Source organism: Nonomuraea sp. NPDC049378 (genome assembly GCF_055586745.1).
Genome location: NZ_JBVJHP010000019.1, coordinates 116036 through 133470 on the forward strand (window position 1 = coordinate 116036; position 17435 = coordinate 133470).

A 17435-nucleotide genomic window follows, 5' to 3' on the forward strand; every position below is an offset into this window, starting at 1 on the left:
TCATGACGGACGTTTCCCTCCGCGGCGCCGCCCCAACCGCGAAGGTTCCTGCCTTGTAGCACAGCGGTAACAGAGGAGACCCAGTGGCGAAACCACCCGAAAGCAGGATCGGAGCGTGATCTCACTTGCGTCGTACGCGCCTGTGATGCCTGGCCGGGTGCTCGGGGCCCGGCCGGGCACAGGGGCAGAAATCCCTGTCCGCCCGGAGCGGTCCGCATGAACGGGCGCTCGTCCCCGGAGACGGAGCCGGACGCGCTGGCCGGCTTCACCATCGGCGTGACCGCGACCAGGCGGCGGGAGGAGTTCGGGGCGCTGCTGGAACGGCGCGGCGCGCGCGTGGTCAGCGCCCCCGCCATCAGGCTGGTCCCGCTCGCCGAGGACGCCGACCTGCTCGCCGCGACCCGGCACAGCCTGCGGGGGCCGCTCGACGACGTGGTGGTCACCACCGGCGTCGGCTTCCGCGGCTGGATGGCCGCCGCGGAAGGCTGGGGGCTCTCCACCGACCTGGGCGAGCACCTGTCCAGGGCGCGCCTGCTGACGCGCGGGCCCAAGGCCAGGGGAGCGGTGCGGGCGGCCGGGCTGAACGACCACTGGACACCCGCCACCGAATCGTGCGACGAGATCAAGGAGTACCTGCTGGCCCAGGACCTGAGAGGGCGGCGCATCGCGGTGCAGCAGCACGGGGAGCCGCTCACCGGGTTCGTGGCCGGCCTGCGCGCGGCGGGGGCCGAGGTGATCGAGATCCCGGTCTACCGGTGGCTGCCGTACCGCGACGCCTCGCCGCTGCGCCGGCTCATCAGCCAGACGGTCTCCGGCTCGGTGGACGCCGTCGCCTTCACCAGCGCCCCCGCCGTGCACGCCATGCTCGGCATGGCCCGCTCCGAGGGGCTGGAGGACGCGCTGCTGTCCGCCTTCAGCGGGCCCGTGGTGGCCGCCTGCGTGGGGCCCGTGACCGCGGGCCCGCTGGACTCGCGCGGCGTGCCCACGCTGCAGCCGGATCGATCGCGGCTCGGCGCCCTGGCCCGCGCCCTGGCCAGGCACCTGCCGGAACACGGCGTCGCCAAGCTCGTGGCCGGCGATCACCAGCTGGAGATCCGCGGCCACGCCGTGGTCGTCGACGGCGAACTGCGGCCCCTGCCGCCGGCCCCGATGGCGGTGCTCAAGCGCCTGGCCGACAAGCCGGGGCACGTGGTGTCGCGCGCCGACCTGCGTACCGTGCTGCCGGGCGGCGTCGCGCGCGAATCGGCCGAGCACGCGGTGGAGATGGCCATCACCCGGCTGCGCCGCGCCCTCGGGCCGAGCGGGATCGTGGAGACGGTGGTCAAGCGCGGCTACCGGCTCGCCTGCCGCTACGAGGCGGGGCCGTGACCCCCGCGCTCGTGCTGGCCGCGCACGGCACGCGCAGCCCCGCGGGGCAGCGAACCCTCGCGGCCCTGGCGGAGACGGTCAGAAGAGCGCGTCCAGGCCGGCGGGTCGAGCTGAGCCATCTCGAGATCAGCGTGCCGCTGCTGGCCGAGGTGCTCCCCGCCGTCGCAGGCCCCGTCGTCGTCGTGCCGCTCCTGCTGGCCGGCGGCTACCACGTCCACATCGACCTGCCCGCGGTGATCGCGCGGAGCCGCCCGGACGCGATGGTGGCTGGCCGGCTGGGGCCGCACCGGATGCTCACGTCGGCGCTCGTCCGCAAGCTGGCGCGGGCCGGGCTGCGCGCGGACGACGCCGTCGTGCTCGGCGCGGCGGGCTCCTCCGACCCGGCCGCCCTCGCCGACGTGCGCGCCGCCGCCCACCGGCTCGGCGTGCGCCTGGCGCGCCCGGTCACCGCCGCCTTCGCCTCCGCCGGCGCCCCCTCGCTGGAGGAGGCGGTGGAACGGCTCGGCTCCGCCGCCCGGGTGGTGATCGCGTCGTACGTCCTCGCGCCCGGCTTCTTCCACGACCGGCTGACCGCGGCGGGGGCGGGAGCGGTGAGCGAGCCGCTGGGGGCCGACCCGGACGTGGCGTCGCTGATCTGGCACCGCTACGAGGAGGCGCTCCGCGACCGCCGCGCGACGGCGCGGCACCCCCGTCAGCGGCACGCCCGGCCGACCCTCCGCCCCGCGACCCCCTGACACCGCCCCGGGGGAGGCGGCGGGGGCAGGGCGTCAGGCGTGGACGGGTTCGAGGCGCAGCTCGCGGACGATCTCCCTGGCGCTGTCGTCGAGGCTCGGCCCGGCGTCCCGCCCGACGAACATCTCGATGTAGGCCCGGTGGAAGCAGCCCGCGACCAGCAGCCGCGCGCTGGCCTCGGGGTCGGCGTCGGGGCGCACCCGGCCCAGCCGCTGCTCGGCGGCCAGGTACGCGGCGAGTGGCGTCGTCTCCGTGCGCGGTCCGAGCCCGGCGCCGCGCAGGGCCTCGCGGAAACGAACCGTCACGTCGGGCGAGGTGAAGGCGGGCAGCGCCGCGCCCTGCACCTCCATGTAGTAGTCGATGCCCGCTCGCGCCACCGGCAGAAGATTGTCGGAGATGCACCCTTTCCCTATGCGATGGGTTAGATCGTGGAGGATGCTGAGCCAGAGCGGGAGCCGATCCTGCAGCAGCGCGAGGAAGTAGTCGACGTGGCCGCCGCTGCGGTCCTCCCTGACGGAGACGGCCATCTCAAGGATGCGCCGCCTGGTGTCCTGACTTCTTTGGTGCGGATCCACGTGGGAAGTCGCCATGGCATGCCTAACGGTGCGCGGTCGGTTGATCAGGCATTACGGTGCGTCGATGCTGAGGGAAGGGGCGACAGCTGGTGTCCAGCCTTGTGCGACGTGCGAGGCCCCGATTATCACCCGAAACCGCGAAAAATGTGGAGATTTGACCGCTGAAGGTCAGCTGTCGGTGTCGCGGTCCCTGCGCCGCAGGTAACGCTCGAACTCCGCGGCGATCGCGTCGCCGCTGGCCTCGGGCAATTCGGCGGCGTCCTTACGCTCCTCGAGCTCCTTGACGTACTCGGCGACCTCGCTGTCCTGCGAGGCCAGCTCGTCGACGCCACGCTCCCACGCGCGGGCCTCCTCGTCGAGATCGCCCAGCGGCATGGGGATCTCCAGCACGTCCTCGAGACGGCGCAACAGCGCGACCGTGGCCTTGGGGTTGGGCGGCTGCGCGACGTAGTGGGGCACCGACGCCCACAACGACACCGCGTCCATGCCGGCCCGGCCGAACTCGTGCTGCAGCACCCCCACGATGCCCGTCGGGCCCTCGTAGCGGCTCAGCTCCAGGTTGGTCGAACGCGCCAGCGTCTCGTCCGTGGCGCCGCCGAGGATGGGCACGGGCCGGGTGTGCGGCGAGTCGTTGAGCAGCGCCCCCAGCATCACGGCCAGCTCGACGCCGAGCTCGCGGCAGACCTCGATGATGTCGGCGCAGAAAGAGCGCCAGCGCATGTTGGGCTCGATGCCGCGCAACAGCACGACGTCGCGCTCGACGCCCGGCGGGCGGGCGCGCAGCAACCGCGTCGTCGGCCACACGATCGACTGGGCCAGCCCGTCGTTCATCTCGACCACGGGCCGGGTCACCTGGAAGTCGTAGTAGTCGTCGGGGTCGAGCGCGACCAGCGTCTCGGCCTTCCAGGCGGACTCGAGATGGGCGACCACACCGCTGGAGGCCTCGCCCGCGTCGTTCCACCCTTCGAACGCGGCTATGAGCACCGGGTCGACGAGCTCGGGGAGCCCTTCGAGGTCTATCACGTGTCGCCTCCTCTCTCCATCATCCCGCTAAGCCTATGCGGTTCGGGGCCGTCAGCGTCACCGATCTCCCCCCGCAACGCCCGCGAACGCCCCACCGCGGCGCCCGCGGTCCACGTCCCCGGTGCCCGCCGGCACGTTCACGCACGCGGCACGGGCGTGGCGCCGGTCGCGCGGGCCGGGGACGCCTGACGCCACGCTCTGACGGGCGCGTCTACCGGCGCTCGAGGCGGCCTCGAACGATGGTTCAGGCACAGCCGATAAGCTTCACCTCATGAGCATCTCCCCGTCCTTCCGAGAAGTGTTGTCCCAGCGCGTCGTCGTCGCCGACGGGGCGATGGGCACGATGCTGCAGGCCCAGGACCCGACGCTCGACGATTTCCACGGCCACGAGGGCTGCAACGAGGTGCTCAATGTCACCCGGCCCGACATCGTCCGTGGCGTGCACGACGCCTATTTCGCCGTGGGCGTCGACTGCGTGGAGACCAACACCTTCGGCGCCAACCTGGCCGCGCTCGGCGAATACGACATCCCTGAGCGGGTCTTCGAATACTCCGAGGCCGGCGCCCGCATCGCGCGTGAGTCCGCCGACCACTGGTCCACGCCCGACCAGCCGAGGTTCGTGCTCGGCTCGATGGGTCCCGGCACCAAGCTGCCGACGCTGGGCCATCTGCCCTATGCCAGCCTGCGCGACGCCTACCGCGACAACGCCGCGGGCCTGATCGCCGGCGGCGCCGACGCCCTGATCGTCGAGACCTGCCAGGACCTGCTGCAGGTGAAGGCCGCCGTCATCGGCGCCAGGCGAGCCGTCGAAGACTCCGGTCGCGACGTGCCGATCATCGCCCAGGTGACGATCGAGACCAACGGCGCGATGCTGCTCGGCTCCGAGATCGGCGCAGCGCTGACCGCGATCGAGCCGCTCGGCGTCGACGTCGTCGGCCTCAACTGCGCGACCGGCCCCGCGGAGATGAGCGAGCACCTGCGCTACCTCGCCCGCCACTCGCGGCTCAAGCTCTCCTGCATGCCCAACGCCGGCCTGCCGGTGCTCACCTCCGACGGCGCCTACTACCCGCTCAGCGCGGAGGAGCTGGCCGGCGCGCACGACACCTTCACCGGCGACTACGGCCTGTCCCTGGTCGGCGGCTGCTGCGGCACCACGCCCGAGCACCTTCGCCAGGTCGTCGAGCGGGTCCGGGGCAAGCAGGCCGTCCAGCGCCGCCCCCACCCCGAGCCCGGCGCGTCCTCCCTCTACCAGACCGTGCCGTTCCGGCAGGACACCTCCTACCTCGCCATCGGGGAGCGGTGCAACACCAACGGCTCCAAGGTCTTCCGCGAGGCCATGCTGGAGGGCCGCTGGGACGACTGCGTCGAGATGGCCCGCAACCAGGCCCGCGACGGCGCCCACATGCTCGACCTGTGCGTCGACTACGTCGGGCGCGACGGCGCGGCCGACATGAAGGAGCTGGCCTTCCGCTTCGCCACCGCCTCCACGCTGCCGATCATGCTCGACTCGACCGAGCCCGCGGTGCTGCAGGCCGGTCTGGAGATGCTCGGCGGTCGCGCCGCCGTCAACTCCGTCAACTACGAGGACGGCGCGGGTCCCGACTCCCGCTTCCAGAAGATCATGCGCCTGGTGCGTGAGCACGGCTCGGCCGTGGTGGCGCTGACCATCGACGAGGAGGGCCAGGCCCGCACCGCCGACCGGAAGGTGGGCGTCGCCTGCCGCCTCATCGACGACCTGACCGCCAACTGGGGCATGCGGGTCGAGGACATCATCGTCGACTGCCTGACCTTCCCCATCGCCACGGGCCAGGAGGAGACCAGGCGCGACGGCCTGGAGACCATCGAGGCCATCCGCGAGCTCAAGCGCCGCCATCCGGGCGTGCAGACCACGCTGGGGCTGTCCAACATCAGCTTCGGCCTCAACCCCGCCGCCCGCATGGTGCTCAACTCGGTGTTCCTCAACGAGTGCGTCAACGCCGGGCTCGACTCCGCCATCGTGCACGCCTCCAAGATCCTGCCGATGGCCCGCATCCCCGACGAGCAGCGCCAGGTCGCGCTCGACATGGTCTACGACCGCCGGCGCGAGGGCTACGACCCGCTGCAGCGCTTCATGGACCTGTTCGAGGGCGTCGACGCCGCCGCCATGCGCGCGGGCAAGGCCGAGGAGCTGGCCGCGCTTCCGCTGTGGGAGCGGCTCAAGCGGCGCATCATCGACGGCGAGAAGAAGGGCCTCGAGGCCGACCTCGACGCCGCGCTGGAGCAGCGCCCCGCGCTGGAGATCATCAACGACGTGCTGCTCGACGGCATGAAGACCGTGGGCGAGCTGTTCGGGTCGGGGCAGATGCAGTTGCCGTTCGTGCTGCAGTCGGCCGAGGTGATGAAGTCGGCCGTCGCCTACCTCGAGCCCCACATGGAGCGGGTCGACGGTGAGACGAAGGGCCGCATCGTGCTGGCCACCGTCAAGGGCGACGTGCACGACATCGGAAAGAACCTCGTCGACATCATCCTGTCCAACAACGGCTACCAGGTGGTCAACCTCGGCATCAAGCAGCCGGTCTCGGCCATCCTGGAGGCCGCGGACGAGCACAAGGCCGACGTGGTGGGCATGTCGGGCCTGCTGGTCAAGTCGACGGTCATCATGAAGGAAAACCTGGAGGAGATGAACTCCAGGGGCCTGTCGGAGCGCTATCCCGTGCTGCTCGGCGGGGCCGCGCTCACCCGCGCCTACGTCGAGCAGGATCTGGCCGAGCTGTTCGCGGGCGAGGTGCGCTACGCCCGCGACGCGTTCGAGGGGCTGCGGCTCATGGACGCGTTCATGGCCGTCAAGCGCGGCGTCGCCGGAGCCACGCTGCCGCCGCTGCGCGAGCGGCGCGTCAAGACCGGCGCCGTGCTCACCCGCACGCCCGTCGAGGAGCTGCCGGCCCGCTCCGACGTGGCGGAGGACAACCCCGTGCCGTCGCCGCCGTTCCACGGCGACCGCGTCGTCAAGGGCGTCTCGCTGGGCGACTACAGCGCCTTCCTCGACGAGCGGGCGCTGTTCCTCGGCCAGTGGGGGCTCAAGCCCGCCAGGGGCGGCCAGGGGCCCGGCTACGACGAGCTGGTGGAGACCGAGGGGCGGCCGCGGCTGCGCATGTGGCTCGATCGCATCCAGACCGAGGGCCTGCTGGAGGCGGCCGTCGTCTACGGCTATTTCCCGTGCGTCTCCGACGGCGACTCGCTGATCATCCTGGATGACGGCGGCGGCGAGCGCACCCGCTTCACGTTCCCGCGCCAGCGCCGCGACCGCCACCTGTGCCTGTCCGACTTCTTCCGCGGCAAGAGCTCCGGCGAGGTCGACGTGGTCGGCTTCCAGGTGGTCACCATGGGGCCGAAGATCGCCGAGGCCACCGCCGAGCTGTTCGCGAAGGACGCCTACCGCGACTACCTCGAGCTGCACGGCCTGTCGGTGCAGCTCACCGAGGCGCTGGCCGAATACTGGCACGCCAGGGTGCGCCAGGAGTGGGGGATCGGCGGGGACGAGTCGCTCGACGACATGCTCAAGGTCAACGTCCAGGGGTGCCGCTACTCGTTCGGCTACCCCGCCTGTCCCAACCTGGAGGATCAGCAGCAGCTGTTCCAGCTGCTCGATCCCGAGCGCATCGGGGTGACGCTGTCGGAGGAGTTCCAGCTCCACCCCGAGCAGGCCACCTCCGCGCTGGTCGCCCACCATCCCGAGGCGAAATACTTCAACGTCTGACCCGGTCCGGCGCCCACCGGTGGGAGCGGACTCACCGAAGGGCCCGGGCGCCGGCGAGGCGGGCCCGGAGACGGGAGCGGGGGAGGACGACGGCACATGGCGACCGAGCGCGCCGAACGGAGTGAGACGATGGGCATGCAGGCGGTCTTCTTCGACATGGACGGCCTGCTGGTCGACACCGAGAAGATCTGGCTCGAGATCGAGTCCGAGGTGATGGGCAGGCTCGGCGGCACGTGGACGCCCGACCACCAGGTGCACCTCCTGGGCGGGTCCATGGAGCGCGCGGTCGGCTACATGTTGTCCGCGTCCGGCTCCGGCGTGAGCGCCGCGACGGTGGGGCAGTGGATGGTCTCCGGCATGGTCGAGCGCCTCTCCGGAGGGGTGCGCGTGATGCCGGGCGCGTCCGAGCTGCTCGACGCGCTGCGCGACGAGGGCGTTCCGGTCGGGCTGGTCACCTCCTCGCTGGGGGAGATCGCCGACGCGGTGCTCAAGGGCGTCGGCCGCGACCGGTTCGACCTCGTGGTGACCGCCGACGACGTCGAGCGGACCAAACCCGACCCCGAGCCCTACCTGACGGCCGCGCGGCTGCTCGGCGTGCCGCCGGTCCGCTGCGTCGTCCTGGAGGACTCACCGAACGGCGTGGCGGCGGCCACCGCCGCCGGCTGCGCGGTGGTGGCGGTGCCCAGCCTGCTGCCGGTCGAGGCGGCGGCCGGTCGCCTGGTGGTCTCCTCCCTGGAGGAGGTCACGGTCGACCGCCTGAGGGCCCTCCTGCCCGGTGCCTGAGGGCCAGGGCTCCGTCCCCTAGGGGAAATGTGGTTCTCGCGGAGGATGCCGTCCCGCGTTCGCGTGCCAGGATGGAGGCAGAGCCACAACGAGGGAGCGGGCAGGATGTCGTTTGATCAGATCGCTTGGCTGCCGCTGTGCGCCGGGGCGACCATCGCCGGGCTGGTGCTGAGTTTCCTGGCATTCCGGCGCAGGGGGGCCGCCTCCGGGCTGCGGGTGGCGGCGTGGGCGCTGCTGCCGGTGGCGGCCTATCTGACCGACGCGCTACGGTCGCTGTGGACCATCGGCGTCACCATCGTGGGCTTCGTGACCGGTCTGGTGTTCAACCCGCTCGTGTGGGCGGGAGTGGCCGTCGCGGGGCTGTCGGCGGTGCTCTTCGTCGTGTCCGGGGTGATGCGGGGCAGGAAGCTGAGGATCGTGGGGCGGCGGAAGAAGCCGTCCGCGGACGGCCAGCAGGAGCAATCCGTTCAGCCCGCAGCGAACAAGCCGGCCGTCTCCAGCAAACCGCAGCCCGCCGCGGCCGCCCCCAAGGCGGGCAAGCGCGACGACGACTTCTCCGACATCGAAGAGCTGCTGAAGCGCCGGGGCATCAGCTGATCCGGACGCTCTGTCACAGTTCCGAGACTCAACCGGGACGCAGGCTAGACATTGTCGTAAAGATCAATACGAATGAGTTTCGCATCAATCACAGATTAGCCACATAGCGGCCTGAGGGACTGGTCAGTGCAGCTCAGGCCATAGATTCTGCCTCCTGAGGTCGCGCGACTCGCGGTCTGAAGTTAATACTCCATAGACGCGTCGTCTGCTATCAGGGGGCAATCCGGCATGACCGCACCGCTTGACGTTTCCGGTTCCGCCGCAGAAGCGCAGCCGGAGTCGGTGCTCGCGGGAGCGGGCAAGGCCATCCAGGGCAGATCCCTCACGCGGATCGCCTGGACGCGGCTCAGGCGCGACAAGATCGCGCTTACCGGCGGCATCGTCGTCGTGCTGCTGATTCTCGTCGCGGTCTTCGCCTCGCCCATCATCGCCGTGTTCGGCCACCCGCCCCTGGAGTTCCACCAGGACCAGATCGACCAGAGCACGCTCCTGCCCAAGGGCGCGTTCGGCGGCATGAGCAGCGAATACCTGCTCGGCGTCGAGCCGATCAACGGCCGCGACATCTTCAGCCGCATCGTCGCTGGCGCGTGGATCTCGCTGCTGATCGGTTTCCTCGCCACGATGTTGTCGGTGCTCATCGGCACCACGCTGGGCGTCATTGCCGGCTACTTCGGCGGCTGGGTCGACCTGGTGATCGGCCGGCTGATGGACGTCTTCCTGGCCTTCCCGCTGCTGGTCTTCGCGATCGCGCTGGCGGGCGTCGTCCCCGACAAGGGCTTCGGCCTCGAGGGCAACGGCCTGCGGATCGCCATGATGATCTTCATCATCGGCTTCTTCAGCTGGCCCAGCATCGGCCGCATCGTCCGCGGGCAGACGCTCTCGCTGCGCGAGCGGGAGTTCGTCGACGCTTCGCGAAGCCTGGGGGCGCGCAACGGCTACATCCTGTTCCGCGAGATCCTGCCCAACCTGATGGCGCCGATCCTGGTCTACGCGACCCTGCTCATCCCGACCAACATCCTCTTCGAGGCGGCGCTCTCCTTCCTGGGGGTCGGCGTCAACCCGCCCACCCCGACCTGGGGAGGCATGCTCTCCGAGGCGGTCAGGTTCTACACGCTGCCGCACTTCGTGCTCTTCCCGGGGCTGGCGATCTTCGTTACCGTCCTTGCGTTCAACCTGTTCGGAGACGGGCTGCGGGACGCCTTCGACCCGCGGGCGCACTGATCTTCGCCAACGCTCCATCCCCATCTCACTCATCAAGGGGTTACGTCAATGAGAAGGAAAACCGCACTGGCAGGGGCCGCGACAGCGGCGCTCGCCCTGGTGCTCTCCGCATGCGGCGGAGGCGGCGGCACACAACAGCCCGCCGATTCGTCCTCCGGCGGCGCCGCGCAACCCGCGTTCAACGCCGGCCTCACCGAGGTGTTCAACCCCTCGACGAAGAAGGGCGGCACCCTCAAGGCCGCCCACTCCGCCGACTGGGACAGCCTCGACCCGGGTGACACCTACTACGGCTACTCGTTCAACTTCGGCCGCCTCTACTGGCGGACGCTGACGACGTACAAGCCGGGTCCCGGCCCCGACGGCAACACCGTCGTCCCCGACCTCGCCGAAGGGCTGGGCGAGCCGAGCGACGGCGGCAAGACCTGGACGTACAAGCTCAAGAGCGGCCTGAAGTTCGAGGACGGCACCCCGATCACGGCCAAGGACGTGGCCTACGCCGTGGCGCGCTCGTGGGACAAGAAGACCTTCCCGCACGGCCCCTCCTACCTCAACGAGCTGCTCGACTGGCCGAAGGACTTCAAGGGCGTCTACGACGACCCCGACGCCGACTACTCCTCGGCCGTAGAGGCGACCGACGACTCGACGGTGGTCTTCCACCTGAAGGAGCCGTTCGCGTCCATGGACTACGTCGTGCAGATGCCGATGACCGCCCCGGTTCCCAAGGACAAGGACACCGGCGCGAAGTACAAGGAGAAGGTCGTCTCCTCGGGCCCGTACAAGTTCGAGACCAACGAGATCGGCAAGGGCTTCACGCTGGTGCGCAACGACCAGTGGGACCCGGCGACCGACCCCATCCGTCCCGCGCTGCCCGACCGGATCGAGGTCCAGGTCAACGTCAACGCCGACGACCTGGACAACCAGCTCATCGCCGGTGACGTCCACCTCGACATCCCCGGCACCGGCCTGCAGCCGGCCGCGCTGGGCAAGGTGCTGCCCGACCCCGCGCTGAAGGCGCGTACGGACAACCCCACCATCCCCAGGCTCTGGTACGTCTCGGTCATCCCCGACACGCCGCCGCTGGACAACATCGAGTGCCGCAAGGCGGTCATGTGGGCCGCCGACCGCGTCGCCAACCAGACCGCCTACGGAGGCGAGCTCGCCGGCGGCGAGATCGCCACGAACGTCCTGCCGCCGCCCATCGTCGGCCAGGAGAAGTTCGACCTGTACGCGACCCCGGGCAACAAGGGCGACGTCAACAAGGCCAAGCAGGCCCTCGCCGCCTGCGGCCAGCCGAACGGCTTCTCCACCACCATGACCTACCGCTCCGACCGTCCTCGCGAGAAGGCGCTGGCCGAGGCCATGGAGCAGGCGCTGGCCAAGGTCGGCATCAAACTGACGCTCAAGGGCTTCCCCGGCTCCAGCTACTTCTCCGACTACGCCGGCAACGTCAACTACGTGAAGAAGAACGGCATCGGCCTGGCCGCCCACGGCTGGGGCTCCGACTGGCCTGACGGTTACGGCTTCCTGCAGGCCATCGTCGACAGCCGTACGATCCGCGACGCCGGCAACTACAACCTCAGCGTCAAGAACGACGAGGTCGACAAGCTGATCGACCAGGCCTCCGCCGAGCTCGACGACGCGGCCCGCGCCAAGCTCTGGGTCGAGGTCGACAAGAAGGTCATGGAAGACGCCTCCATCCTTCCGGTGGTCTGGGCCAAGTCGCTGCTCATGCGCGGCAAGGGCGTGACGAACGTCGCCTACAACGAGGGCCAGAGCATGTTCGACTACATCTTGCTCGGCGTCGAGTGACCGTGCGAGGTACGGGGATCTAGCGAAGGCAGGTGAAGGCACAAGTGGCCTGCTCGGTGACGGGCAGGCCACTCGGCCGTAGCGGTGTTCACATACATCATCAAACGTGTCATCGGCGCGTTCGCCATGCTCATCGTCATCAGCATGGTCACCTTCGGCATCTTCTACGTCGTCCCCCAGTGGGCCGGCGCCTCGCCGGAGGCCATGGCGTCGCGTTACGTCGGGCGCGCCGCGACGCCGGAGACGGTGCACCTGGTGGCCGAGCGGCTGGGCTTCAACGATCCGGTGATCGTGCAGTACGGCAGGTTCGTCAAGGGCCTGGTGGCAGGAGCCGAGTACGACTACGGCGCCGGCGTCGAGCAGTGCCCCGCGCCCTGCTTCGGCTACTCCTTCATCAGCGGGCAGCCCGTCTGGCCCGACCTGCTGGACCGCATGCCGGTGACCTTCTCGCTGGCCATCGGAGCCGCCGTCCTCTGGGTGGTGGGCGGCGTCTGCGTGGGCGTGATCTCCGCGCTGCGCCGGGGCAGCTTCTTCGACCGCCTCTCCATGGGTGCCGCGCTGGCCGGCGTCTCGCTGCCGATCTTCTTCACCGGCATGGTCTCCCTGGTCGTCTTCAGCTACGGCCTGGGCTGGACCCCACCCGGCGGCGCTTGGACGGACATCTCCGTCAATCCAGCCCAATGGGCCTACAATCTGCTGCTGCCGTGGATCACGCTGGCGTTCCTGTTCGCCGCGACCTACGCCCGGCTCACCCGCGCCGGGATGCTGGAGACGATGGGCGAGGACTACATCCGCACCGCCAGGGCCAAGGGCCTGCACGAGCGCGAGGTCGTGGTCAAACACGGCCTGCGGGCCGCGCTGACGCCCATCCTGACCCTCTTCGGCATCGACTTCGGTCTGCTCATCGGCGGCGCCATCCTCACCGAGACCACCTATACTCTGCCCGGGCTCGGCCAGTTCGCCATCCTGGCGATCAGAAATCAGGACATGCCGCAGGTCATGGGCGTGGTGCTGGTCGCCGCGATGTTCGTGGTCGTGGCCAGCCTGATCGTCGACCTGCTCTATGCCGTGGTCGACCCGAGGGTGAGGTTGTCGTGAGCTTCCTTGACGTCAAGGACCTGAAGATCCATTTCCCGACCGACGACGGCCTGGTCAAGTCCGTCGACGGGCTGTCGTTCAGCGTCGATCGCGGCAAGACCCTGGGCATCGTGGGGGAGTCGGGCTCGGGCAAGAGCGTGACCAGCCTCGGCGTGCTCGGCCTGAACAGGGGCGGGCGGGCGCGGATCTCCGGAGAGATCTGGCTCGACGGCGAGGAGCTCAACAGCGCCTCGGCCGAGCACGTACGCGGGCTGCGCGGCAAGAAGATGGCGATGATCTTCCAGGATCCGCTGTCGTCCATGCACCCCTTCTACACGGTCGGCCACCAGATCATCGAGGCCTACCGCATCCACAACGACGTCTCCAAGCAGGTGGCCCGCAAGCACGCCGTCGACATGCTCGGCCGGGTCGGCATCCCCGAGCCGGGAAGGCGCGTCGACAGCTACCCGCACGAGTTCTCCGGCGGCATGCGACAGCGCGCCATGATCGCCATGGCGCTCTCGTGCGACCCCGAGCTGCTCATCGCCGACGAGCCGACGACCGCTCTCGACGTGACCGTGCAGGCGCAGATCCTCGACCTGATGCGCGACCTGCAGCGCGAGTTCAACTCCGCGCTCATCATCATCACGCACGACCTCGGCGTGGTGGCGGAGCTGTCCAACGACATCCTCGTCATGTACGCGGGAAGATGCGTCGAATACGGCTCCACCGACGACATCTTCTACCGTCCCGAACACCCCTACACCTGGGGGCTGCTGGGCTCCATGCCCCGCCTCGACCGCGAACCCACCGAACGGCTGTTGCCGATCAAGGGCTCCCCGCCGTCGCTGATCAACGTGCCGGACGGCTGCGCCTTCCACCCCCGCTGCCCGTTCTCCGAGCGCACCGGGGGCAAGGCCGAGACCGAGGCGCCGGTGCTCGCCGAGACCGAGGGCGGCCACCTGGTGCGCTGCCACATGAGCCGGGACGAGCGGCGCACGCTGTGGGAGGACGAGATCAAGCCCGCGCTGGAGACCTCGTGACATCCGCTCCGGCGCGCGAGGCCGAAGCATCCCCGACGAAGCCGGGCGGCGCGCGGGTCGCCACCCCGGCCCGCGCCTGGAAGGCTTCCCGCGCCGCCACACACCCCGAGGCGGTCGCGCTCGCCGGCGTCACCACCGACGCCGGTCACTCCGGGCCGCCGCGCCGACACGATCAGGAGAACGTCATGCCCTGGAGCCCCCTATACGTTCGCCGCGCCAGGGGACGCGGTCGTCACGCGGGAGGTGCGCGATGACCGAGGCGAGCGACAACGAGCTGCTGCTTTCCGTCCAGAACGTCGAAAAGCACTTTCCCGTGACGAAGGGCCTGCTCAAAAGGCAGGTCGGCGCCGTCAAGGCGGTCGACGGGATCAGCTTCGACGTGGTCAAGGGCGAGACGCTCGGCCTGGTGGGCGAGTCGGGCTGCGGCAAGTCCACGACCGGGAGGCTGATCACCCGGCTGCTCGAGCCCACGGCCGGCAAGATCATCTTTGAGGGGGAGGACATCTCGCACATGTCGCAGGGCCGGCTCAGACCGCTCCGCCGCGACATGCAGATGATCTTCCAGGACCCCTACTCGTCACTCAACCCCCGGCACACCGTCGGCGCCATCGTCGGCGCCCCCTTCCGCATCCAGGGCGTGCAGACCGAGAACGGCGTCAAGAAGGCCGTCCAGGACATCCTGGAGCTCGTCGGGCTCAGCCCCGAGCACTACAACCGCTACCCTCACGAGTTCTCCGGCGGGCAGCGGCAGCGCATCGGCATCGCCCGTACGCTCGCGCTCAGGCCCAAGCTGATCATCGCCGACGAGCCGGTCTCCGCGCTCGACGTCTCCATCCAGGCCCAGGTCGTCAACCTGCTCGAAGACCTGCAGAATGAGCTCGACCTGACCTACGTCGTGATCGCCCACGACCTGTCGGTGGTGCGCCACATCAGCGACCGGGTCGCCGTCATGTACCTGGGCAAGATCGTCGAGATCGCCGACCGCAAGCGCCTGTACAGCTCGCCGATGCACCCGTACACCAACGCCCTGCTGTCGGCGGTGCCGGTGCCCGACCCGAGAGGGCGGGCCGGCCGCGAGCGCATCCGGCTGACCGGCGACGTGCCGAGCCCGCTCAACCCGCCGCCCGCCTGCCGCTTCCACACTCGCTGCTGGAAGGCACAGGACATCTGCAAGCAGGTCGAGCCGCCGCTGGAGGAGCTGGCCAGCGGCCATCAGGTCGCCTGCCACTTCCCGGAGAACGCCCCGGAGGTCTCCGCGGCCCCCGCCGCGACCGAGGACGCCTGACACCGACCGGGCGCCGCGGCCCGGGTTCGGCGGCGATGCGTGCGCGGCCGCGACCGGGATCCCACGCTCCTGACCCGGCGACGCGGCATCCGGCGGGGTGCGGCGGCCGGGTTTCGTGGCGCCCGTGTCGGCGCGCGACGCCCGGCGGGGTCGATGCGGCCGCGGTGCGTGGCGTCCGTCCCGGTGCGGCGCTGAGATGCCGGACGCGGAGCGGCGCGTGAACCGGTCTCAGGGCAGGGGAGCGGGTGTCAGGGCATGGCGCCCGGTGTGATCAACCCCGTCTCGTACGCCAGGACCACGGCCTGCACCCGGTCGCGCAGCCCCAGCTTGGTCAGCACGTTGCCGACGTGCGTCTTCACCGTGGTCTCGCTCACCACGAGCTTGGCCGCGATCTCCGCGTTGGACATGCCCTTCGCGATCAGCCGCAGCACCTCCAGCTCCCGCTCGGTCAGCCGGTCGAGCCGTGCGGGGGTGGCCTGCTCGTGAGCGGGGGGCAGCCGCGTGGCGAACCGGTCGAGCAGCCGCCGCGTCACGCTGGGCGCCACGATCGCGTCGCCGGCCGCCACCACCCGGATGGCCTGCACCAGCTCGTCGGGCGGCACGTCCTTCAGCAGGAACCCGGAGGCGCCCGAGCGCAGCGCCTCCACGATGTACTCGTCCAGGTCGAACGTCGTCAGCACCAGCACTTTCGGCACGTGCGCCGACGGCGTCGCCTCCCGCACGATCCTGCGGGTGGCCTCGATGCCGTCGACCCCGGGCATCCGGATGTCCATGAGCACCACGTCGGGCAGCAGCGCCCGCGTCTGCTCCTGGGCGCCCTTGCCGTCGCCGGCCTGGCCCACCACCGTGATGTCGGGCTCGGCCTCGAGAATCAGGCGGAATCCCGTACGCAGCAGCGGCTGGTCGTCCACCAGCAGCACTCTGATCGTCATTGGCCGTCCTTCAACGGGAATCTCGCCCGCACTTCGAAACCGCCCCCGGGTAGCGGACCGACGCTGAGGATTCCACCATAGAGGGCAACCCTTTCACGAATGCCCACCAAACCATGACCGGGCCGAGCCGGCGCCCCGGCCGTGCCCCGGCCGTCGTCGGCCACGCGTACGTCCAGCTCGTGCGGCGCGTGGCGGACCGTCACCACCGCCTGCGTCCCGGCGCCCGCGTGCCGCATGCTGTTCGTCAGCCCTTCCTGGACCAGCCGGTAGGCGGCCAGGTCGACCCCCGCGGGCAGCGGCGGCGGCTCGCCCTCGACGATCAGCCGCGTGGGCAGCCCTGCCTCACGCATCTGCTCGACCAGCGCGGGCAGGTCGTCCACGCCCGGCTGTGGCCCCAGCTCGGCGCGGGCGTCGGTGCGCAGCACGCCGACGATGTTGCGCATCTCGGACATGGCCATCCGGCCGGTGTGCTCGATCGCCGTCAGCGCCTCGCGAGCCAGGCCGGGGTCGGAGGACAGCACCTTGCGCGCCGCGGCCGCCTGCACGGTCATCACGCTGACGTGGTGGGCGACGACGTCGTGGAGCTCGCGGGCGATCCTCGACCGCTCCTCGGCCCGCGCGGCCCGCGTGTCGGCCGCGCGCGCCCGCTCCAGCCGCGCCGCACGGCCTCTCAGCTCCTCCCTGTAGGCCCGGCGCAACCGCAGGCTCCGGCCCGCGCCCCACACCGAGACCAGCACCATGGCCACCACGACGTGGTCGCTCAGGCTCGTGGCCATGGGCGGGCCCGCCGCGGCGCCCAGGGTGTAGGCCAGCACCGAGATCAGCAGCCCGCCCAGCGCCATCGCCAGGCCCCGGTTGGAGGCCACGGAATAGAGCAGCACCAGCCCGGACAGGCCCGGCACGCCGGTGCTGTAGCCGAACGCGGTCAGCAGCGTCTCCGGCACCAGCCCGACGCACAACGCCGCCAGCGGCCACCGCCTGCGCACGGTCACGGGGGCGCACGCCAGCAGCACCAGCAGCACACCGAACGGATCGGGCTCGCGCATGCCGTCGACCGCCAGGCCCCCGGACGGCAGCCGTCCAGGGTCGTAGAGAACGAACAGCGCCACCGAGGCCGCGGCCACCACTCCGGCGAGCACCGTGTCGTGGAACCTGGTTCGGTCTATCCGCACCGCTTCACTGTAGGCCCAGGCCAGAGCACGCAACCTCCTCCCTCGGGAGGATTAGCGCGCACACCCCGGCCACGCCGCGCCC

At 70.5% G+C, this 17435-nt stretch carries 14 protein-coding genes; 10 read left to right on the forward strand and 4 right to left on the reverse strand.

Annotation, left to right across the window (positions count from 1 at the left end):
- Positions 1 to 216 precede the first annotated feature (216 nt).
- Together ACZ6SA_RS35690 and ACZ6SA_RS35695 are read left to right on the forward strand one after the other, a co-directional pair.
- Positions 217 to 1368, forward strand: a complete 1152-nt coding sequence (locus tag ACZ6SA_RS35690) for a uroporphyrinogen-III synthase (protein ID WP_347644621.1) — start codon at positions 217 to 219, stop codon at positions 1366 to 1368.
- Positions 1365 to 2102, forward strand: coding sequence for a sirohydrochlorin chelatase (locus ACZ6SA_RS35695; RefSeq protein WP_465833178.1), 738 nt, complete (start codon positions 1365 to 1367; stop codon positions 2100 to 2102). Before ACZ6SA_RS35690 ends, ACZ6SA_RS35695 begins: the two co-directional genes overlap by 4 nt.
- 33 nt (positions 2103 to 2135) lie before the next feature.
- On the opposite strand, the gene ACZ6SA_RS35700 is transcribed toward ACZ6SA_RS35695, so the two are convergent.
- Together ACZ6SA_RS35700 and ACZ6SA_RS35705 are read right to left on the reverse strand one after the other, a co-directional pair.
- Positions 2136 to 2690, reverse strand: a complete 555-nt coding sequence (locus tag ACZ6SA_RS35700) for a hypothetical protein (RefSeq protein ID WP_347644619.1) — start codon at positions 2688 to 2690, stop codon at positions 2136 to 2138.
- 153 nt (positions 2691 to 2843) lie between these two features.
- On the reverse strand, positions 2844 to 3698 hold the full coding sequence (locus ACZ6SA_RS35705; RefSeq protein ID WP_132604671.1) for a PAC2 family protein: 855 nt from the start codon (positions 3696 to 3698) through the stop codon (positions 2844 to 2846).
- A 271-nt stretch (positions 3699 to 3969) separates the two neighbouring features.
- On the opposite strand from ACZ6SA_RS35705, the gene metH reads away from it, so the two are divergent.
- From metH to ACZ6SA_RS35745, 8 genes are all read left to right on the forward strand, one after another.
- A complete protein-coding gene (gene metH / locus ACZ6SA_RS35710) occupies positions 3970 to 7434 on the forward strand; it encodes a methionine synthase (RefSeq protein ID WP_347644618.1) in 3465 nt (1154 codons plus the stop codon).
- 96 nt (positions 7435 to 7530) lie between these two features.
- Positions 7531 to 8217, forward strand: coding sequence for an HAD family hydrolase (locus ACZ6SA_RS35715; RefSeq protein ID WP_347644617.1), 687 nt, complete (start codon positions 7531 to 7533; stop codon positions 8215 to 8217).
- Between the two features lie 105 nt (positions 8218 to 8322).
- Positions 8323 to 8814 carry a cellulose synthase gene (locus tag ACZ6SA_RS35720; RefSeq protein ID WP_347644616.1) on the forward strand — a complete coding sequence of 164 codons (492 nt, stop codon included), beginning with the start codon at positions 8323 to 8325 and terminating at the stop codon, positions 8812 to 8814.
- A 228-nt stretch (positions 8815 to 9042) separates the two neighbouring features.
- Positions 9043 to 10035 (forward strand): ABC transporter permease, encoded by a 993-nt coding sequence (locus ACZ6SA_RS35725; RefSeq protein WP_443153264.1) that lies wholly within the window; start codon positions 9043 to 9045, stop codon positions 10033 to 10035.
- A gap of 48 nt (positions 10036 to 10083) precedes the next feature.
- Positions 10084 to 11844 carry an ABC transporter substrate-binding protein gene (locus ACZ6SA_RS35730; protein WP_347644614.1) on the forward strand — a complete coding sequence of 587 codons (1761 nt, stop codon included), beginning with the start codon at positions 10084 to 10086 and terminating at the stop codon, positions 11842 to 11844.
- A gap of 84 nt (positions 11845 to 11928) precedes the next feature.
- Positions 11929 to 12942, forward strand: a complete 1014-nt coding sequence (locus tag ACZ6SA_RS35735) for an ABC transporter permease (RefSeq protein WP_347644613.1) — start codon at positions 11929 to 11931, stop codon at positions 12940 to 12942.
- Entirely contained in the window at positions 12939 to 13964 is a 1026-nt protein-coding gene (locus ACZ6SA_RS35740; RefSeq protein WP_465833183.1) for an ABC transporter ATP-binding protein, read from the forward strand. The genes ACZ6SA_RS35735 and ACZ6SA_RS35740 overlap by 4 nt, the downstream gene beginning before the upstream one ends.
- Positions 13965 to 14214: 250 nt before the next feature.
- Complete coding sequence (locus ACZ6SA_RS35745) at positions 14215 to 15249, forward strand: ABC transporter ATP-binding protein (protein ID WP_443153265.1); 1035 nt, start codon at positions 14215 to 14217, stop codon at positions 15247 to 15249.
- Positions 15250 to 15497: 248 nt separating this feature from the next.
- On the opposite strand, the gene ACZ6SA_RS35750 is transcribed toward ACZ6SA_RS35745, so the two are convergent.
- Together ACZ6SA_RS35750 and ACZ6SA_RS35755 are read right to left on the reverse strand one after the other, a co-directional pair.
- Positions 15498 to 16181 (reverse strand): response regulator transcription factor, encoded by a 684-nt coding sequence (locus ACZ6SA_RS35750; RefSeq protein WP_347644610.1) that lies wholly within the window; start codon positions 16179 to 16181, stop codon positions 15498 to 15500.
- A complete protein-coding gene (locus ACZ6SA_RS35755) occupies positions 16178 to 17353 on the reverse strand; it encodes a sensor histidine kinase (RefSeq protein WP_347644609.1) in 1176 nt (391 codons plus the stop codon). Before ACZ6SA_RS35755 ends, ACZ6SA_RS35750 begins: the two co-directional genes overlap by 4 nt.
- Positions 17354 to 17435: the final 82 nt, after the last annotated feature.